19 protein-coding genes are annotated in these 20,584 nt (G+C 39.6%); 5 read left to right on the top strand and 14 right to left on the bottom strand.

The window, feature by feature from the left end:
- Positions 1-9 precede the first annotated feature (9 nt).
- Both aroC and ADICYQ_RS21965 read right to left on the bottom strand, forming a co-directional pair.
- Entirely contained in the window at positions 10-1,086 is a 1,077-nt protein-coding gene (gene aroC, locus ADICYQ_RS21970; RefSeq protein ID WP_020892639.1) for a chorismate synthase, read from the bottom strand.
- Between the two features lie 3 nt (positions 1,087-1,089).
- Positions 1,090-2,535, bottom strand: a complete 1,446-nt coding sequence (locus ADICYQ_RS21965) for a BatD family protein (protein WP_020892638.1) — start codon at positions 2,533-2,535, stop codon at positions 1,090-1,092.
- A 138-nt stretch (positions 2,536-2,673) separates the two neighbouring features.
- Between ADICYQ_RS21965 and ADICYQ_RS21960 the strand changes: the two genes are divergently transcribed.
- From ADICYQ_RS21960 to ADICYQ_RS21950, 3 genes are all read left to right on the top strand, one after another.
- Positions 2,674-2,865, top strand: coding sequence for a hypothetical protein (locus tag ADICYQ_RS21960; RefSeq protein ID WP_020892637.1), 192 nt, complete (start codon positions 2,674-2,676; stop codon positions 2,863-2,865).
- Positions 2,866-2,997: 132 nt separating this feature from the next.
- Positions 2,998-3,309, top strand: coding sequence for a hypothetical protein (locus ADICYQ_RS21955; protein WP_020892636.1), 312 nt, complete (start codon positions 2,998-3,000; stop codon positions 3,307-3,309).
- A gap of 487 nt (positions 3,310-3,796) precedes the next feature.
- Entirely contained in the window at positions 3,797-5,686 is a 1,890-nt protein-coding gene (locus ADICYQ_RS21950; RefSeq protein ID WP_020892634.1) for an ABC-F family ATP-binding cassette domain-containing protein, read from the top strand.
- A gap of 94 nt (positions 5,687-5,780) precedes the next feature.
- Here the strand turns inward: ADICYQ_RS21950 and ADICYQ_RS21945 are convergent, their stop codons facing one another.
- The 12 genes from ADICYQ_RS21945 to creD form a co-directional block, all read right to left on the bottom strand.
- Positions 5,781-6,653, bottom strand: a complete 873-nt coding sequence (locus ADICYQ_RS21945) for a nucleoside phosphorylase (protein WP_020892633.1) — start codon at positions 6,651-6,653, stop codon at positions 5,781-5,783.
- Positions 6,634-7,620: an oxygen-dependent tRNA uridine(34) hydroxylase TrhO gene (gene trhO, locus ADICYQ_RS21940; RefSeq protein ID WP_040417597.1), complete on the bottom strand. Its 987-nt coding sequence runs from the start codon at positions 7,618-7,620 to the stop codon at positions 6,634-6,636. The genes ADICYQ_RS21945 and trhO overlap by 20 nt, the downstream gene beginning before the upstream one ends.
- A 52-nt stretch (positions 7,621-7,672) precedes the next feature.
- On the bottom strand, positions 7,673-8,311 hold the full coding sequence (locus ADICYQ_RS21935; RefSeq protein WP_020892631.1) for an acetyltransferase: 639 nt from the start codon (positions 8,309-8,311) through the stop codon (positions 7,673-7,675).
- 54 nt (positions 8,312-8,365) lie between these two features.
- Complete coding sequence (locus ADICYQ_RS21930) at positions 8,366-9,670, bottom strand: DUF2851 family protein (protein ID WP_020892630.1); 1,305 nt, start codon at positions 9,668-9,670, stop codon at positions 8,366-8,368.
- A gap of 72 nt (positions 9,671-9,742) precedes the next feature.
- Positions 9,743-10,561, bottom strand: a complete 819-nt coding sequence (gene pyrF, locus ADICYQ_RS21925) for an orotidine-5'-phosphate decarboxylase (protein ID WP_020892629.1) — start codon at positions 10,559-10,561, stop codon at positions 9,743-9,745.
- Positions 10,562-10,608: 47 nt separating this feature from the next.
- A complete protein-coding gene (gene lolA1 / locus ADICYQ_RS21920) occupies positions 10,609-11,265 on the bottom strand; it encodes an outer membrane lipoprotein periplasmic chaperone LolA1 (protein WP_020892628.1) in 657 nt (218 codons plus the stop codon).
- An 18-nt stretch (positions 11,266-11,283) separates the two neighbouring features.
- Positions 11,284-13,755, bottom strand: coding sequence for an FtsK/SpoIIIE family DNA translocase (locus tag ADICYQ_RS21915; RefSeq protein ID WP_040417595.1), 2,472 nt, complete (start codon positions 13,753-13,755; stop codon positions 11,284-11,286).
- A 64-nt stretch (positions 13,756-13,819) separates the two neighbouring features.
- Positions 13,820-14,860, bottom strand: a complete 1,041-nt coding sequence (locus tag ADICYQ_RS21910) for a quinone-dependent dihydroorotate dehydrogenase (protein WP_020892625.1) — start codon at positions 14,858-14,860, stop codon at positions 13,820-13,822.
- A 195-nt stretch (positions 14,861-15,055) separates the two neighbouring features.
- Positions 15,056-16,105 carry an ACR3 family arsenite efflux transporter gene (gene arsB / locus ADICYQ_RS21905; RefSeq protein WP_020892624.1) on the bottom strand — a complete coding sequence of 350 codons (1,050 nt, stop codon included), beginning with the start codon at positions 16,103-16,105 and terminating at the stop codon, positions 15,056-15,058.
- A gap of 1 nt (position 16,106) precedes the next feature.
- Positions 16,107-16,739: an arsenate-mycothiol transferase ArsC gene (locus ADICYQ_RS21900; protein ID WP_020892623.1), complete on the bottom strand. Its 633-nt coding sequence runs from the start codon at positions 16,737-16,739 to the stop codon at positions 16,107-16,109.
- 65 nt (positions 16,740-16,804) lie between these two features.
- Complete coding sequence (locus tag ADICYQ_RS21895) at positions 16,805-17,137, bottom strand: ArsR/SmtB family transcription factor (RefSeq protein ID WP_020892622.1); 333 nt, start codon at positions 17,135-17,137, stop codon at positions 16,805-16,807.
- 394 nt (positions 17,138-17,531) lie between these two features.
- Positions 17,532-18,854 (bottom strand): cell envelope integrity protein CreD, encoded by a 1,323-nt coding sequence (creD, locus tag ADICYQ_RS21890; protein WP_020892620.1) that lies wholly within the window; start codon positions 18,852-18,854, stop codon positions 17,532-17,534.
- Between the two features lie 532 nt (positions 18,855-19,386).
- On the opposite strand from creD, the gene ADICYQ_RS21885 reads away from it, so the two are divergent.
- Together ADICYQ_RS21885 and ADICYQ_RS21880 are read left to right on the top strand one after the other, a co-directional pair.
- Positions 19,387-20,235, top strand: coding sequence for a universal stress protein (locus tag ADICYQ_RS21885; protein WP_020892618.1), 849 nt, complete (start codon positions 19,387-19,389; stop codon positions 20,233-20,235).
- Positions 20,236-20,273: 38 nt separating this feature from the next.
- A complete protein-coding gene (locus ADICYQ_RS21880; protein ID WP_020892617.1) occupies positions 20,274-20,561 on the top strand; it encodes a hypothetical protein in 288 nt (95 codons plus the stop codon).
- Positions 20,562-20,584 lie beyond the last annotated feature (23 nt).

Below are 20,584 nucleotides of genomic sequence, written 5' to 3'. Positions count from 1 at the left end.
TAGCGAAATTTAAACTTTGCTGGACCGGTTTAACAATAAATAATCTGCCAAAACCAAGGCACACATGGCCTCTACAATAGGTACTGCCCGAGGAACCACACAAGGGTCATGTCGCCCTTTGCCAGAAACAGTAGCAGCTTCTCCTTTGGTATCTACACTTTCCTGGTCCTGCATGATCGTTGCGACAGGTTTGAAGGCTACTTTAAAATAAATGTCTTCACCGTTTGAGATTCCTCCCTGAATTCCTCCAGAATGATTGGTCCTGGTTCTTACCCTGTCGCCTTCTTTATAAAAGGCATCATTGTGCTCAGAACCTTTCATGGTAACTCCTTCAAAACCACTTCCAAACTCAAATCCTTTGACAGCATTGATACTTAGCATGGCATGTCCTAGTACAGCATGAAGCCTGTCAAAAACGGGCTCCCCTAAACCAACAGGAACACCTTTTGCAACACAACTAACTACTCCACCTATGGTGTCTTTTTCCTTTCTTGTTTGATCAATCACCTGAATCATTTTATCCGCGGTCTCTTGATCCGGACACCTGACGATATTTGATTCCGTCAGACTAAAATCCAATTCCTGATAAGGTTTTTCAAGGCGAACAGCGCCTGCCTGGCTAACGTAGGCATTGATTTCAACCCCATAATGGGCAAGGAATAACTTGGCTACAGCTCCTGCAGCTACTCTTGCAGCAGTTTCTCTGGCGCTACTTCTTCCGCCACCTCTATAATCTCTTACCCCAAACTTTTCGTGGTAGGTATAGTCAGCATGTGAAGGCCTGAATTTTTCTGCAATATGTGAATAGTCTTTGCTTTTCTGATCTGTATTATAGATGACCATGGCAATTGGAGTACCCGTACTTTGCCCCTCAAAAACGCCCGAAAGAATCTCAAAATTGTCTTCTTCCTTTCTTTGGGTAGTTATTTTGGATTGGCCCGGTTTTCTCCTTTGGAGTTCTACCCTGATAAAATCCTCATCGATCTTAATACCTGCTGGGCAGCCATCTATAATCACTCCGAGTCCTTTGCCGTGGGATTCTCCGAATGTTGTAATTGTGAATATGTTTCCGAATGTATTTCGCATGAATTATTTTTTCTTAACAATCAAATAAGCCAATAATATCAGTGCCAGCAATAGCAAAATATTAATCAGGCTGGAAAAATAAGACTTATATCCTTGGTTTAAAAGTTTATTGTCTTCTACTTCTATCAGGTCATATAAACCACCAAGCCTGGAAGAAGAAATGGCTTGATTAATTCTACTCTCACCAGTTACACTTACAACAGCTTGCGGGATGAGGGTGTCATATTCGGCCAATTGTGGATTGAAATAAATCCATTCAAAATGGTCTTTTAAAGGCACCACTTCTGCTTCATTTAATGTTATGAAGTAGCTAAATTCCTTCATACCAGTAACCTTGCCTCTGCCTCTATTGATTTGAACTTGCTCATTGGGATCAAATGTGTTTAGCTTTTGGCCTTTGTTAACCTTCGGAGGACGTATGGAGCTAATATTGCCCTCCCCAGTGATGATGAAATCGTAGGTAAAGCCTTCGCCTGTTTGAACTTCCATGTTACTAAAGTTCTCTCTAAGCCTGTAATTTCCCACACTTACTTCATTTTTTAGCGGGTGAGGAGGGAGTTCTTTCACTTTTATTGCCTTTGGCTGGGAATAGAAGGTTTTAAAATCCTGCAACCTGTTGCTTCCAAAGAAGCTAGGGTTTTTGGCCACTTTGTATTTTATCATTTCCCATCCTACTGAAGGGAAATCTACAGTGCCTGCATTGAAGGGGTAGAAATTGGCTTCATAAACTTTGTATTTTGTCCACTTCTTGCCTCCAAACTCCACCCGCTCAGGTTGGATGCTGGTGATGTTAAAGTTTTCTTCCCATGCATTCCCCGGCTTGATTTCATTGATGATCCGTTCAAGTTGCTTGCCGGGTTCATGGAAATTAAATGGTGCCTGATTGCTTTCAGACATATAGAATGCAAAACTAACACTAAAGCCTTCTCCTACATAAACCTCATCTTTGCTAACCGTAAGAGAGAAAAAGGCATCGTCTTCGACTTCTACATATTCAGGTTGATCTGGGTTGGTTCTACCAAAAAGATCGTCAAAAGGATCTAGGGCACGGTTGCTCTGGGCATTTGACCGGGCATCTACAACTGTAATGGATGTCCCCGAAGAAGAAGCTGAAATGCCATTTATCGCAATTTTAAATGCTTGCAGGGAAAACTGTCCTTTTCTTAAAGGTTTGTAATACTGAATGACACTGTTTGTACTACTCATCTGCCCATTGACGATGTTCATCGAAGAACTTTGGGAAATACCTTGCTTCTGAAATCCAGGAATTTCCGGCAATTGGTCGTAAGATCTGATTTTATCTCCAGACACGATCACCTTTATTGTGAAGGTTTCATTGAGTGCGACCTCATTTTCGCCCAATTCGATGATGACCTCCTGAGCATGAGCAGACAGTGAAAAAAGACCCAGCAGGCATACAAAAAGAAGAAGCTTTTTCGTTAAAGACATATAAAACGATTGTGTTTTCGTAATTTAATAACTGCAAATAAACAAGTATATTTTATACGTAACAAATCTAATCCAAAACCGTTAGTAGTATTTAAAACAATCTTTTTAACCAAAACCTAAATTAAAATACCTCGAACCATGATGGAATATGTTAAGACTATTTTATTAAAGGTAAGTTTTGACGGCAAACTCTTCGAGAAAGAGTTAAGAAAAGGTCTGAATATGCTAGTTCCTGGGGAGCTGGAAGAATTCAGAAAGTGGTGTTACGGCACTTTTTCAAAAGTATATGAGCCAATATTAAATAAATACTTCATTTTATTGGCAGGTTAGTCCAACAACTTTAGCCCCACTTAAAATTGGGGCTTTTTTTATGAGTGAGAGAGTTATTCAAGTACACAATACTTTTTTTCGGTGTTTTATACATTTTTTACTTACTTTTAAAAAGTTAAACTTTGTTAAGCAATGGAAAAAAAGAGCTCTGGATTTGATGAAATTGAAAAAATGCTTCAAGAAGTTGGAAGCAAAATTGAAACCCTAATCCAAAAAGGGACCAAAGCTACTGGTGAGGCAAGTGAGGAGATAGAAAAGAAAATCAAAGACCTTCACCTGAACAAAGAAAAGCTGGAAAAAGAATTCAAGGATAAGAAATCTAAATTTGAGGATAAATACCAAAATAAATCCAGCAGTGCCAAACCATTTCTTGATGATTCCATTTCCCATTTTAAACAGGGCGTTAAATCTTTGGTACATGCCATTAATGAAATGCTCAAGTAATTTTTTTTTGGAAAGAGCTGTTTTTATTTGACTAATCTGTTAAAATTCAATTCATCAATAGCTTCAAAAGAAGGATTTTTTGGACTGCTGTTGTTGCTTAATACCCATTCTCTAAAAAATCTTAAGCCTACTAATGGACATTATTGGTGATAAATTTTGCTTAGGGATTGCTGAAAATGCCTATTCTGTTGATTGTCAACTAAAAATCATTATCGAATATTTCGCCTTTAATAAGCAATAAACCTGCTATTGATCGATGGGTTATTTTCTGAGACGGATCATTAATCTTATTGGATAATATCAGGTTAAACTCCACATTTCCAACTTATCATTCTTTCTTACGGTGCATCCGCGCAATATTTTTAGATCTCATCTACTCAATTTCAAGTAAAGGCTTAACTAACTGAAAAAGCTGTGATTAGGCTATTTCGAACCCTATTGCGCAATCAATGTTGAATTATCCGAATTACCGTTGTAATTTTGCGCCATGAATTACCTTTCAGTTGATACACTTAGCAAGTCCTTTGGAGAAAGAATCTTGTTTTCAGAAATTTCCTTCGGGATAGAACAAGGCCAGAAAACAGCTTTAGTAGGAATAAATGGGGCAGGAAAGTCCACCTTGATGAAAATCATTATGGGGGAAGAGATCGCAGATGCTGGGCAAGTCGTGATCAACCAGGAGATAAAAATGGCTTACGTTAATCAAAATCCTATTTTTACAGGTGGGAATACGATTTATGAAACCATTTTCGATGATCCGGACAATGAAATCATTCAAGTGATCCACGCGTACCAGGAAGCCATGGTGGTGGCTGAGAACGGTACTGACAATAGTGAGGATTTGCAGCCTATTTTTGAGAAAATGGACAGACTGCAGGCCTGGGATTTCGAATACCAGATCAAAGAAGTGTTAGGAAAATTGGGCTTACATGATACCACCCTTCAAGTAACAGCACTCAGTGGAGGCCAAAGAAAAAGAGTAGCAATTGCCAGAGCAATTCTACATTTCCCTGATTTACTTCTTCTGGATGAGCCTACCAATCACCTGGATTTAGAAACCATCGAATGGTTGGAAGATTACCTGTCCAAAGCAAACCTTTCCCTTTTGATGGTAACTCACGATAGGTATTTTCTGGATAAAGTAACCAACAATATTCTTGAATTGGAAAATGGTGAATTGTACCGATATGCAGGCAATTACAGCTATTTCCTTGAAAAGAAAGAAGAAAGAAAGGCCAATCAAGCTACGGAGCTTGGAAAAGCTAAAAGCCTTTACAAAAAAGAGCTCGATTGGATAAGAAGACAACCTAAGGCTCGTGGGACCAAATCAAAATCCAGGATAGAAGCCTTTAACGAAACCAAGGAAAAGGCCTTTAAGAAACCTGAAGAAAGAGACATTAGCCTTGGAGTAACAGCACAAAGGCTAGGGAAGAAAATTGTAGAAATAGAGAAAATCCATAAATCATACGGGGACCTAAATTTGGTCGATGATTTCAGTTATACTTTCAAAAAAGGAGATAAGGTAGGAATCGTTGGTCCTAATGGTGCAGGGAAAACTACTTTTTTGAATATGCTTATTGGTAAAAATGCTCCTGACAAAGGTACTGTTACTATTGGGCAAACCACCGCCTTTGGGTACTATAAGCAAGAGGAAGATAGTTTTGATGAGACCATGAGGCTTATCGATATTGTGAAGGAAGTAGCTGAAGTGGTTACTGTAGCTGGTGGAGCTACGATCACAGTGAGTCAGTTTTTGACGCAGTTCGGTTTCTTACCTAAGCAACAGCATACTCCAATTGCCAAATTAAGTGGGGGAGAAAGAAGGCGACTTCAGTTGCTAATGATACTGGTTAAAAGCCCCAATTTCCTAATTCTCGATGAGCCAACCAATGATTTGGACATCGTAACCCTCAATACCCTTGAGGAGTTTTTGGATGCTTTCCCAGGTTGTTTGGTGATTGTTTCGCATGATAGGTATTTCATGGACAGGTTGGTTGACCACCTGTTTGTTTTTGAAGGTGAAGGGCAGATCAGTGACTTCCCAGGCAATTATACAGACCTTAGAGAAAAAGAAAAGTCGGACAAAGCCCAAGCGCCAAAACAGGTTACCGAAAAGAAAGCAGTCGTTGCTACTAAAGTAGCAGATAAAAATACAGACAAAGCTACTTTCAAGGAGAAGCAGGAATTTGAAGTGATTTCAGCTAGCCTGGAAGAATTGATAGGTAAAAAAGATACTTTTATCCAAAAGATCAATGAAGGCACTGAGGATCATGAAGAGTTGTTGAAATGGTCTCTTGAAATTGAAGGCCTGGACAAGAAAATAGAAGAATTGGAAATGAGATGGCTAGAATTAAGTGAGCTTGACGGAATTTCTTAATCAATTAATGCTTCCCAGAGTAGAATATGTCATTTTATGTTGGGAAGCATGATTTTTATAAATACAATTAAAACCCACGGAGGAATACCTGGGCTTAGGAAATAGCGCTTATTTTTTCAAGAACGCTATCAATCAATTTATCGATAATCAAGTCAGGCGAACTGGCAAAATTTCCTGAGATTCGGTTGGCAACGATGGCGTTCATGCTAAGTACATCATGTCCTAACATTGCCCCCATGGCGTAGTATCCGGCTGTTTCCATTTCAAAATTGGTAAAATCATGTTCTTGAAATGGGTGCTCACCTAGTAAGCTAAAAATAGAAGGAATACGTGGCTTTAACCTCACTTCTCTTCCTTGTGGTCCGAAGAACCCCGGGCAAGTAACCGTAATGCCAGAAGCAATACCATCCCCAATTACTGCCAATAATTTCCCTGAACCAGTCACACAGTATGGCAAGAAAGGTAAGGAAAGGCTTTTCTGAACATGATTCGCTATTTGACTTTCCAGCGTAGTTTGGGGGATGGTATAAAAGGCCATCAAAGTATCCAAACCTACAGCCATAGTAGAGGCGAGCAAACTGCCTTCAGGTAGACCGCTTTGCATGCTACCAGAAGTGCCTATCCGTATTATATTGAGTCGTTTGTGGCTGGTTTTTGGTTTGCGGGTGTTGAAATCCACATTGAACAAAGCATCCAACTCAGTCATGAAAATCTCCACATTGTCTGTACCCATGCCGGTACTGATTACACTGATTCGTTTGCCTTGGAGCCAACCTGTGTGGGTTACAAATTCCCTGTGTTCAACTTCCAACTCTATGCTATCGAAGCGAGCCGAAATCTTCCCGACCCGATCTGGGTCTCCAACCGTAATGACAGTATCAGCCACTTGCCCAGGCTTGAGCTTTAGGTGGTAAATACTGCCATCAGGATTGATGATTAGTTCCGATTCAGGTATCGGATTGGACATGTAGGGTAGTTTTTATTTTGTCAGCATTGGGCTTTTGGTACAGGCCTTTATAAGGATTGTAACCATTGGTGTTTTTCTGGTAATAACCAGTTCCATTGTAAGGCCTCTTCTGCGGAGCGCTTTTGCAGCTTTCAGAACAGGCTCCTTCCATTTCCCAGCCACAGGACTCGCATATGGCCACGTGAGCATTGCATTCAGGATTTGAACAGTTGACCATTCTGTCAGACAGTGTATCACACACAAAGCACTTAGAAACCGTCTTAGGATTTACCTTGTTTACGTCTACAGCCAAGCGGTTGTCAAAAACGTAACATTTACCTTCAAAATCTTCTCCACCTGCATCAAAGCCATATTTTATGATTCCTCCGTGAAGCTGGTACACATCCTCAAAACCCTGCTCCAGTAAGAAGGCAGATGCTTTTTCACATTTAATTCCTCCAGTACAATAGGTGAGAATTTTTTTGTTTTTGAGATGTTCTAGCTCTTTTACCTTTTCTGGAAAATCTCTGAAATTATCGATATCCAATCGTAGCGCATTCTTAAAATGACCCAGCTCATGTTCATAGTTAGAGCGGACATCTAAAATCACGACATCCTCTTGGTCTTTTAAAGCTTTAAACTCTTCAGGCTCCAGGTGTTTACCCGTGTTTTCGCGAGGGTTAAGATGCCTCAGGCCGGAGTGTACTATTTCCTCCTTTGCCCTGACATTGATTTTGGCAAAAGCATGTTCGGGGTGTTGGTCGATTTTGAATTCTGTGTCAGCAAATCTTGGATCTGACTTGACATAAGCCATGTATTTTTCACTGTCTTCTTTCAAACCTGAGACAGTGCCATTTAGGCCTTCCGAAGAAATGATAATGCGCCCTCTGATATTGTTTTCAACGCAAAAGAGGTGGTGTTCCTCTCGGTATGCTTCCAGATCCTCGATCTGAGCATAGCAGTAATACAATAATATGTTGTAATCCATAACTTAAGCCCTGTTTCAAGCAGGGTGTTATTTGTAAAATAAATATATTAAACTATTTCTTTATGACTTGAGCAGGGTTTCCAAATACCGTTTGGTTTTCTTCCACATCAGCGATCACCACTGAACCTGCACCGATTCTTGCATTTTTTCCAATTTTCACTCCTGAAACTACCGTTACTCCTGAACCTATGAATACCCCATTTTCAACTGCTACATTGGAATTAATAACCGCACCAGCACCCACTTGAACAAAATCTCCAAGCGTAGCTTGATGTTCTATCGTTGCATTGGTATGCAATATACAATGGTTTCCGATTTCTGCACCTGCGCCAATTGTTACTTTAGCATTGATGAAGTTACCATGACCAATACCTGCGTCGGTGGAGATGTAAGATAATCTGTGTAAGGCATTAACTGGTTGTACCTTCCTTCTTTTATTCAGTAATTTCACCAAGGTCTCCCTGTACTTTGGATCATCTACTGCAACAAATGCATCACATTTACTCCCAATAAGTTTTAAAAATCCGTCGTCCTCAAGTTTTCCCAGAATGGAAATGTTGTTAATTTCTTTTTGGTGCAAAGTCGCATCGTCATCCAAAAATCCATAGACCACAATATCGTGACTATTGAATATTTCTAATGCAGGATGGGCAATTCCTTTGGCTCCAAAGATAATAATTGGTTTTTCCATAATTTTGTTTTTCTAAGGACAAAATTAATGGAAATTACCAACCTATGCAAAATATCATTTTAAATTAGGCCGAAGAAGGTTTTGACCGATTTTACATTGCAAACACATACGCTTGTGGCAATATTGGTGGTAAAGGCCCAACATACCTTGGCTGTCAAAAGCATTGACGGCCGACCAGTCTACTTCCTGGTAGATACTTATCAGGCTATTTTTCTCTGCAGGGATTTCCTGTAGTAGATTAAAGCATTTTTCCTGCCAAACGGAAAGGTCCGTATACCTTCCATAAGCGTACCACAGGGGCACAATAAAGTTAATGGCTAAGAGGTTCATGATACCGCTGGACAATGTTCCTTTGGTTGCCCGCATGTTTGGCTTGCCAAAGTGATAATGCTTTTTCCAGTAATTACTTACAGAAAGGTCAAACATCCGCTCAAAAGACCTGCTGCTATCCAATTCATGGAGTACTGAATCAAATAGGTGTGGACTCCGGTTGAGCAGATTTGCAAGCTGAGCAAGTCTAAAGGAGGGGAAATTGCTGGGCCTGACCTTCATAAACTTCCACTCTGAAGGAAAAAGGTTTCTCTTTAGGGAGTACTTTTTTTGCAGGTAAGCATATTCGTATTTGAGATTTTTTTCATAGCCAGGAATTAAATCCAATGTGTTGGTAAACATTCCCGCCTGACCAAAAATCATCGCTTCAATTTGCATTAAATTTCCGGCATTCTTTTTTATCAGCTTATAGGGTAGGCTCTGGGCTAATTTAAGCATTGGGAGGCTGTTGGTTTTAAAACCGAAAGAATAAAACAACCATTGATAGGCTGTCTCTTCCCAATCATTTTCATTTTCTTTCAACAATTCTAATACGCGGTCACTCTTTTCCTGAAGTCGCTCCACAAGTGCTTTCTCTAACATGGAGAATTTTAAAATTTCGGGAGTGGAGGGGAGGCTGTCAGTGCAAAGTAGCCTTTTGGGCGAACTTTGAAGTTTTTGGTAATTTCTGATTACATCCAATGGCACCTTACCATCCAGAACTAAAGTAGGAATAAGGGTACCATCTTTTCTTTTTACTTCTACGTCATGCTGCCAGACCACATGTAAGACCACGGCATTGTAAGCATGGTCTGTCTGGTGATGATGGGATTTCCAATCTGAAGTGCGTAGGTGAATTTCAACATGACCAAAATGTCTTATGCCTGAAAGGGATATTTCAGCCTCTTTAAAATCAGGACCTTCATGATGGTTGTGGAAACCGATTTTATGAATGAGCAATGGTGCTCCACCCTCAGTTTCCAGTGCATTTTTATCAAAATACTGGTACTTCCAAATTAGCTGAAGAAAATCCTCCTGAAAACGAAACATAGGCCAATTTCATGATTGCCTCATGAAATTACCTAAAAATAAAAGAAATACGAAATATATGAGTTGGATATTCTATTTGCAGTAACTATCCAATAGCTGGGCCATATCCGTTTGTAGCGCCAAAGCTTCTTTTTTGGCAGCTTCGCCAAAATCCTTCTCGGCCGAGGCATAAAGAATGCCACGGGAAGAGTTTACCAAAAGGCCACACTGATTATTCATTCCGTATTTGGCTACTTCTTCCAAGCTTCCGCCTTGAGCTCCAACTCCAGGAACCAATAGAAAATGTTCTGGGACAAGCTTTCTTACTTCGGCGATTGACTCTCCTCTAGTAGCGCCTACTACATACATCATGTTTTCAGTGGTTCCCCAAGTTTTACTTTTTTCCAGTACGGAGGCGTATAGTGGTTTACCCTCTTTATTTTCGATCAATTGAAAATCCTGACTGCCTTGATTGGAAGTTAAGGCAAGCAATATCACCCATTTTCCATCAAACGCTAAAAAAGGCCCAACGCTGTCTTCTCCCATGTATGGGGCAACAGTGATGGCGTCGAAATTCATTTGCTCAAAGAAAGCTTTGGCATATAATCGTGAGGTATTTCCTATATCGCCTCTCTTCGCGTCTGCGATAGTAAAGACTTCTTCGGGAAGGTATTCCAGTGTCTTGGCAAGTGTTTCTAAACCTGCTGGCCCCATCGCTTCATAAAAGGCGAGGTTAGGCTTATAAGCCACAGCATGGTCAATGGTGTGATCAATGATGATCTTATTGAAAGTTAGAACAGGATCCTTTTCTTTCAATAGGTGTTTGGGGATTCGCTGTGGATCGGGGTCAAGGCCAACACATAAAAAGGAGGCTTTCTTTTTTATTTGGGCAAATATTTCTTGAGAAGTCATGTGGTAAATTTATAAAAAAATGAAAGGATTAACCTTGGTCTGGGGCATTACCTCAAATCAATAACCTCTACATCCTGATTTTCACTTGCTTTAAATACAAAATAATCGTCAACGATTTTAACATTTGGATTCAATTCCTTAAAGGTATATTTGAAAGTACCCCCCACATCATCCCGTATTTCCCAGGCTAGTATTTCATTTTTCACCTTATCTACATAAAGCTTTATTTTTTTAAACCGTGCATTGGGCTTTTCAGAAGTCAATAGAATTTCATTGGCAGCTACTCCATTGATTTCGCTGCTACCTGTAAGTTTGGAAATGTATCCCTTTTTATAAATGTTGTAAACATTGGATGGGGTCAGTTCATCTGCATCATCTTCAACATTATTGATAGTGACTTCTTTGTATTTGCTGGATTTAATCAGCGTCCATACGGTCTTACCATCATTAAAAATTTCCTGGTCATTCAGCGTGAGTCTATATTTGTCACCTTTTACCGTAACATTTCCTGTGTTGGTTTGGATGAGCCCCTCGTCTTCCGTAGAATAGCTGTATTCGAAAAGTCCAGTAAACCCGTTTAGATTTTTATAGTTTTCGCTTACTTTAGAAAGTATTTTTACAGCTTTGGCATCACTTTGAGCAAGTAAAGTGTAGGAAAAGCTGGTAAAAAGGAGAATTAAGGTGATTATTTTTTTACGTAACATTTTACAAATCAATATATTTTATAGGTTCTTCAATAACTGTTCCAAAGTGTTTTCATCCTGGACCAATACTTCCCTGGCTTTGCTGCCTTCAAAGGAACCCACGACTCCAGCCGCTTCCAGTTGATCAATAATTCTTCCTGCTCGGTTGTATCCTAGTTTCAATTTTCTTTGGATTAGGGATGTGCTTCCCTGCTGGTGCATCACGATCAATCTTGCTGCGTCATCGAACAAAACGTCTCGGTCAGCCAAATCAACTTCTCCCACACCACTGTCTCCGTCTTCGCCTACAAACTCAGGCAAAAGGTAAGCATCCGAATAGCCTCTTTGGTCGCCTATCCAATCACATACCGCTTCCACCTCAGGGGTATCTAAAAAGGCACATTGCAAACGTATAACATCAGAGCCCATGGAGAGTAACATGTCACCCATGCCAATCAATTGTTCCGCACCTCCTGCATCCAGAATAGTACGGCTATCAATTTTACTTGTAACCCTGAAAGAGAGCCTTGCCGGAAAGTTGGCTTTAATTATACCCGTGATCACATTTACAGATGGTCTTTGGGTCGCAAGCACAAGGTGTATACCAATGGCTCTGGCCAATTGAGCCAGCCTTGCTATAGGCCCCTCAATCTCTTTTCCTGCAGTCATCATTAAATCGGCCAACTCATCGATGACCAATACGATATAAGGCATGAATTTATGTCCTTTTTCTGGGCTAAGCTTTCTTGCTACAAATTTCGTATTGTATTCCTTCAAGTTTCTACAACCGGCATCTTTCAATAGATCGTAGCGGTTGTCCATTTCGATACAAAGTGAATTTAAGGTGTAAATTACCTTTTTCGTATCTGTAATAATGGCCTCTTCAGCATTTGGAAGTTTGGCTAGAAAATGCCTTTCAATTTTATTAAATAAGGTCAGCTCTACTTTTTTAGGATCCACTAAAATCAGCTTCAGCTGAGAGGGATGCTTCTTGTAGATAAGGGAAGCCAGGATCATGTTCAAACCTACAGACTTACCCTGACCGGTTGCTCCCGCCATAAGAAGGTGGGGCATTTTTGCCAGGTCAACAACAAACACTTCATTGGAAATGGTTTTACCCAATGCCACAGGAAGCTCTTTGTCACTCTTCATGAATTTCTCAGTGCCCAATACTGATCGGGCGGCGACCAATTCTCTATTTTTATTCGGTACTTCTATTCCTATTGTTCCTTTTCCTGGAATCGGAGCAATGATACGGATTCCTAATGCCGCCAGACTAAGGGCGATATCATCTTCCAGGTTTTTAATTTTGCTTATTTTTACCCCTGGTTCAGGAATTATTTCATAAAGTGTTACCGTGGGTCCTATCGTTGCTTTTATCTCCTGGATACCTATTTTAAAGTTTATCAGGGTTTCAACAATCTTGTTTTTATTCTCCTCTAATTCCTGCCTGGTTACGGTTACTTTTTGTTGGTCGTATTCGTTTAGTAGGTTTAAAGTGGGGAACTGGTAACTAGGAAGGTCTAGTGTTGGATCATAAGGATCCAGGTTTTCGACCATTTCGGCGGTTTTTTCTTCCTTGCCGTTGGTGTTGACTACAAAGTCGTTTGTTGCCGCTGTTTCTTCTGAACTTACAGGCTTATCTTTTGTTGTATCTTCTATTTTAAAAGCTGGAGCTGCTGGCTTGTCTTTTTTAGCTGATTGTGAAGGCTTATCAGCATCGGTCACTTTCCAACTGTTAGTGTCCACTTCTGCTTCCTCTTCTTCAATCTCATCAGTCTCTTCTTCCAGGGATTGTTCTTCGTAAGCGTCCTCGCTTAGGTATTCATTTTCATTGGGAGAATCCTCGTTTGGCTGTGAGGGCTCTTTATCATCAGTATTAAACCAAGTGATCTGATCAACATTGAAAAAGACGATCACAAATATCAAAAGCGTACCAAAGATCAGTATAAAGGTACCCCATCCCAGAAAAGCATCAGATAAGATGGCAAGTTCATAGCCAAATCCGCCACTGAGAAAAGCCAGGTAGTTAAATCCATCTATAAGGTGTACCAAATAACCCATCAACAGGCCCAGCCAAACCAAAAAGAAAAGCGAGAAACCCGCATAACGGGTAAGGGAGACCAACGATTCTTTGAAGGATAGTTTGTATCCCAAAAAGAATAAAAATGGTGGGAAGAACAATGCTGCGATCCCAAACCAACGGTAAATCATGAAATAACTTATGACCGAGCCAGTATAGCCAAGTAGGTTTTGGGTTTCACCTGCCTTGGTGCGAAGAGGCATTCCTGAAGCATTTACTAGACTTTGATCTGCTTGACCAACAAATAAGTAGCTTAGGAAAGCCAAAAACATAAAAATGGAAAGCATCATAAAGATAATTCCAAAAGATAGACTCCAGCGCTTATCATTGAATAAGGCGAAGTTAAACTTCCTTTTACTTTTAGGGGCTGGTTTTCCAGGCGTTTCCTTCTTCTTAAATGTATTTTTTTTGTACGTATTTGCAGCCATGGTGCTTCCTTTCTCCGCTGTAGGGATGTAATTTAATGCTTGCTTTGGAAATAAAAAAGTTCTGTTAATTCACTGATTTATTTATAAGGCCTTTTTTCAAGCGCTTAACTAAGCTCGGACCTTCATAAATCATACCAGTATATACCTGAACCAGACTAGCTCCCGCTGCTAATTTTGCTTTTGCATCTGCTACAGAAAAAATACCGCCTACTCCAATTACTGGAAAAGCATTTCCAGAGTTTTGGGTCAGGTAACGGATGACTTCAGTACTTCTTTCATTCAATACTTTGCCGCTAATGCCTCCGGCCCCCATTGCTTTTACTTGTTCTGCAGGTGTGGACAATAGTCCCCTGTCAATGGTGGTATTGGTTGCAATTACCCCCGCAATTTTTGTTTCCTGTACTATTGAGATGATGTCGTCGAGCTGGCCATCTGTTAAGTCTGGCGCTATTTTTAATAGTATTGGTTTGGGCTTGTCGTAAGTGAAATTGGCTTCATTTACAACGGCCAATAATTTCTTTAAAGGTTCTTTTTCTTGTAATTCCCTCAAGTTTGGGGTGTTGGGAGAACTTACATTTACTACAAAATAATCTACATGGGCGTGCAATGCGTGCAAACAAAAAAGGTAATCTAGTATGGCATTTTCATTGGGAGTGACTTTATTTTTACCAATATTTCCTCCTACCAATACATCAGACTTTCTATTCTTTAATCTTTCAACAGCAGCCGCCACTCCACCATTATTGAATCCCATCCTGTTGATCAGAGCTTCGTCTTCTGGAAGGCGAAACATCCTTGGTTTAGGATTTCCTTCTTGAGGTTTGGGAGTCAAGGTTCCAATTTCAATGAAGCCAAATCCCAGAAGTGACATTTCATCAATAAGCCTTGCGTCTTTGTCAAATCCAGCGGCCAAGCCAATTGGGTTTTTAAACTTTAACCCAAACACTTCTCTCTCCAGCTCTTTGTGTTCAAATGCAAAATTTCCATTTATTGCTTGTTTAAGCAAGGGTAAATTAAACAGTCTTTTTATCCAGGAGAACGTGAAATGATGCGCAGATTCCGGATTTTTTAGAAAAAGAAGGGGCTTTATTATTTGTTTGTACACGACGATGAATTTTTCTCAGGCACAAAAATAACGCAATTCTTTGACAATCGACCGGAATTGTTCCAGCAATGTGACAGATTATAATTTAGATGAAGTGAAAAAGGACAAACCTATTGTTCCTTATAGGTTTAGCTCATAGATATTTAGTATTATTCTGTCCAGTGAACTTAAATTCAGGCCTGCTTCGAATCGCATTTATATTTTTGAAGGACTTCCGAAATACTTTTTTCTTAGCCAAAAGGAAACCCGAACCAATAAAATCAATGCTGGCACTTCTACCAAAGGGCCGATTACTCCTGTAAATGCTTGTCCTGAATTTAGCCCGAATACAGCGATGGATACTGCGATCGCTAATTCAAAATTATTCCCCGCTGCCGTAAAGGCAACAGCTGCTGTTTGGTCGTATTTTGCGCCCATTGCTCTTGTAACGAAAAAGCCAATGATGAACATTAGGGTGAAATACAACAGCAAAGGAATTGAAATGAGTAAAACGTCCATTGGAATTTGTACGATCAACTCTCCCTTTAAGGAAAACATTACAACGATTGTAAACAATAGGGCGATCAAAGTCATGGGGGAAATCCTTGGAATAAATACGTTATTGTACCATTCTTCGCCTTTAAGTTTTACTAAAAGGACCCTGCTTAAAATTCCCAATAAAAATGGGATGCCCAAATATATGGCGACACTTTCGGCTATTGTTGCAATTGAAATATCCACTATGGCACCTTCAAAGCCAAAATAGGGGGGAAGGATGGTTATAAATAGCCAGGCATAAAAGCTGTAAGCAAAAACCTGAAAAATACTGTTCAAGGCCACCAAACCGGCACCATATTCAGCACTTCCCTCTGCAAGGTCATTCCAAACCAGTACCATAGCAATGCAGCGGGCCAAGCCAATTAATATTAGGCCAACCATGTATTCAGGGTAATCCCTTAAAAAAGTGATGGCCAAAATAAACATTAGTACCGGACCAATAATCCAATTCAGTACAAGAGAAATGGTGAGGATTTTCGTGTTTTTAAAAACCTTGGGCAGGAGGGAATAGTTTACCTTTGCCAATGGAGGATACATCATTAAAATTAAACCAATGGCGATGGGAATATTGGTAGTTCCACTATTGAAGGAGTTTATTGTATTAGGGAAATTTGGAAAGAAATAGCCCAAACCAACCCCAATTGCCATCGCCACAAAAATCCAAAGTGTTAAGTTTCGGTCTAAAAATCCTAATTTTTTAGTGGCCATTTTATTGTTTGATTTGAGAGAATACGTAGTAAAATTCAGTTGCGATTTGATTGCTTCTTTCCTGGTATTTTTCTGCTTGCTCAGGGGTATTGTCAAATGCTTTGGGATCGTCAAAAGTTATTGGAATGCGTTTTTCTGCTCCTGAGATATTCGGGCAGGCACCATCCGCCTGAGAACAGGTCATGATGGCGACGAATTCAGATTTTGGGTTGAATTCATCAGCCAAACTTTTGGAAAATCCTATGATGGGGTGTTCGTTATTAGCATACTTGATGCTGTAAACAGGGTTTTTATCTTGGGATAGTGTTTTAATATGGAATCCTGAATTTTGTAGCGTTGCTGCAACCACAGGGAAAAGGGCAGTAGCTTCCGTTCCTGCCGAGTAGCAAAAAACATTCTTTATACCCAGCTTATAGGCCATTGTTTGTGCCCAAATCTGAGACAAATGGCTTCTTCTTGAATTGTGGGTACAGATGAAATTAATGCGAATTTCTTGTTGATTGTCTACTTTGAGCTGAATATAATCAACCAATGGTTTTATAACAGCTTTACGGTCTTCGGTTAAGTGTTCAGGTTTTAAACGCTTTATTGTGTTGAGTATTTCCGGAAAAAGATTTGACTGAGTGGCGATCATAGGGATAAGATTTGTGAATGCGGATCTATTTATTGCTATAATGCGATTAATAAAGGGGAATTTTTTTAGCAGCAATTGGGTTTGTTTGAAATGTCCTGATCTAGAAACTCAGAAATTATTGACTTCATGGCGGACCATTTTTCTGTGTTGATGCAATAGCAAACACTTGTGCCTTCTACATTTCCTTTAATCAAGCCCAAGTGCTTTAGTTCTTTTAGATGTTGGGATATGGTAGGTTGGGCGAGGCCTATTTCATTTACGATATCGCCGCAAACACAGGAGTCAATTTTAAACAGGTATTGTAAAATGGATACTCTGGCAGGATGGCCGAAAGCCTTTGCAAACAGTGCAATCTCGTTTTGTTTGTCGGAAAATATCTCTGTTTTGGCTAGTCCCATGGTCTCCTATTGTTTGATTGCAATATTACGATAAATAATTAAATCATCAAAATTGGCTATTGTCCTTAAACTGTTTTTTCCAGTGAAATATTAATTCAAGCCCAAGTGACAAAGGTTAAATGGAAACCGTGAATTACAATTATTTGCTAATTGGTTTGTTGTGCAAACAGGAAAATATCTCGCCCATCCAGGGCTTGAGAAATGACAAACCCATGTAACGATGGGCTGCACCCATCGCTATTAGATGTCACCCTTTCAGGGCTCAGTAAAGAAGAAATACACAAGCCGAAATTGAAGGACAATTTAAGCCCTGAAAGGGCATAATATCAAAGCACAGGGTGAAGCCCTGTGTAAGCATCAATCATTCATAACCAAGCCCTGAAAGGGTGGTGTCCTATTCTTCAGCCTCCAGGTTTAAATTGTACCAGTCTATTTTACGCGAGAAATACATCACGATACCTAGAATTATAAATACACCAATACTGCCTATGAGTAAAGCATAATCCTGAAGTTGAATGATGACAAAAATAAAGGAATACAACACCGTTAAAACCCCGGTTATTAGCATGGTCAATTTTGTTGATTTCAAAATAGCTTTGACATAACCAGCAATGAGTGAAAGTGTAGCAACAGCGGAAATAATAAAGGCAATATTGAACTTCAAGTGCTCAGAGATGGCCAGTAAAAGGGTGTAAAAAACGATTAGAGAAACCCCAACAAGAATGTACTGAATAGGGTGGATGAAAATTTTATTGAGTACTTCAATAAAGAAAAACACCAGAAAGGTAAAACCGATAAACAAGATGGCATACCGAATGGACCTATAGGACTTTTGGTAATTGTCAACAGGTAGTAGCAGGTCGATCCCAAAAGCCGAATTGTCAATTGAATGTCGGCTACTTGCCCAAATTTGCGGATAATTTCTGTTCAAATGCAGCACATTCCAATTGGCATTGAACCCTTCTTCACTTACTTCTCTGTTGTCTGGTAAAAAAGCGCCGTTGAAACTTGGATTGGGCCACTCCGAGGAAAGGTCAATGTCCGTTACTTTGCCTACGGGTGTGAAGTAAAGTTTTTGGCTCCCCTTTAGGTCCAGACTGAAATCGAAATTGTAGATTTTGTCAGCATTTGGGTCGATTGCTAATGAGGCATTGATGCCACTGCCAGTGATGTCATTGGAAGGTACGCCGGGATTGAATGAAACCTTTTCTTCGTCCCAATTTAAATTTACTTGTTTTTCAATTCCTCTCAGGTCATTTATACCGACCACAAATTCTACCTTGTCGAATAGTATATTTTCAGGTTGGATGTCCAGCGCCTTAAGGTCAAATTGGTTGAATGTCCCTGAAATATCAAGTTTTGAATTGTAGACGACTATTTCGTAGATGCCTCTATGGCGTTTTTCCGGATTAATTTGTCCTGAAATGGTAAGCTGTGTGGGCAATACATGGAGGTATTCCTTTAGCTGAACTATTTTCTCTATGGAGTCTTTTTGTGAAAATTGCTTTACATACCTATGATACGGAATTGAAATAAATGGACCTGAAATGGTCTGTTCCTCACCCCATTTGGCGCTAACTTCCCTGATCGCATCATTTTGTGTCCACTCCCTTTCCGTAATTAAGGTCCTTATCATGAAAGTAGGAATAAGCAATAACAAGGTGATGATTACGATTGTTGTTACTTTAAAGTAAATGTTGGTTTTCAGGTTTTTCATGAGGTCAGATTACTTACTTAATATATCAGGGAAAGAGTATTGACTTTTTCCCGATTTCAAAGACTGTGCCCTAATTGGTTAATTTTAGTTAAACTGAGATTTGAGAAAGATAAAGTCTCGCCCTTCCACGGCTTGAAAAATTATAACACATGTAAGGATGGGCAATACCCATCGCTATTAGATGTCACCATTTAAGGGCTCAGTAAAGAAGGAAAACCCCAACCCTGAAAGGGCATAATATCAAAGCACAGGGTGAAGCCCTGTGTAAGTAACAATCATTCATAGCCAAGCCCTGGAAGGGTGAAATACCTACCTATATCGGAAGATCCAACCACTTTAATTATAAAAAAAACCGAGATTAAAGTCCAAGACCTTAAAAGGGAAACCATTGAAATTCAGTGTGAATTTTTGTAGTAGCTTTAATCACAAATAGTTATAGGTTTGACTGCATATCAGCGTTACAGTGACTTATATCATATTAATTCTTATAAGTTTCAAGTAGGTTTAATGAGTAAACCAAAAGAAGCTTGTTATGAAAAAGATTTTGTTTGCCACGGATTTTTCTGAAAATGCTGAAAAGTCTCTTGATTTTGCATTAAACCTTGCCAGAAACCATGGTGCTGAGTTGATAATGCTTCATGTATTTGAAGTGCCTACTGCATGGAATTATCCTTACATAGAAGATCCCCTTGATATGGAACAGCAAGGTATTAGGGAGGCAGAAAAAAAATTAGTAGCGCTCTTTGAATCCCATACCGGGAGCGATGAAGTTTTGGATGTCTCTTACCTGACTGTTGAAAATGATTCTATGACAAAGGGAATATTAGAGGCCATTGAAAAGAGCAGTGCTGACCTTGTGGTGATGGGAACCAAAGGAGGGAGTAAAGTCAAAGAACTGCTGATAGGAAGTACAACCAAATCCTTATTGAGTAAGTCTCCCGTCCCAATTTTGGCTGTACCGGAGAACGTCTTAGCGTTTAAATTGAAAACAGTGCTTTTCGCCTCTGACTTCCAAAAAGAAGACCTCAAGGCCTTGCAGGATTTGGTACAAATTGTATCTCCTTTTCATCCTGAAATCATTGTTACGCATGTAAGTAAATATGATGAGGCTGAAAGTGCTGAGTTTTTCGAATACTTTAAAAAACAAATTCATGACCTGATAAACTATCCTAATATTAGTTTTCAGGGGCTGTATTCTGAGAAAGCAGAAGATCGATTGGTGAATTTTATAGACCAAAACCAGATAGACTTATTGGTTATGCTGGAAAAGAAAGAGACAGGACTATTGGAAAAATTGTTTCATCCGGATCTGGTGAAAAAAATGGAGTTCCGGAGTCATGTGCCTGTTTTGAGTTTAATGAAAAATAACTATTCCAATTGAATAAGAATCAATAATTCACTCTGTAACCTCTTAATATCATGATAACTAAAAGAATTTCCTGGATTTTAATTGTCCTTTCCATCCTTATTGGGGGCTATTTTTATGGCATGGCTTACCAAAATTATGCCGCTAGTTTCTTGCAATTGTTTGCTGTTGTGCCATTTCTAATGTTTATGGCAGGTGTACATGGCTTATTGACCCATAATATCAGTCCCCGGACAAAGCACAATATGCTTGTTTATCCTTTGGTTATGGGATTAATCTATGTCGTAATGTTTTTCATTCATCTCTTTATCATTTTCCCTTTAATTTGTCCGGGACTATGATTGACAGGGATTTTACTATGTAA

The sequence above is a fragment of the Cyclobacterium qasimii M12-11B genome (assembly GCF_000427295.1).
Taxonomy (GTDB): domain Bacteria; phylum Bacteroidota; class Bacteroidia; order Cytophagales; family Cyclobacteriaceae; genus Cyclobacterium; species Cyclobacterium qasimii.
This window is presented reverse-complemented; position numbering and strand designations above follow the sequence as displayed.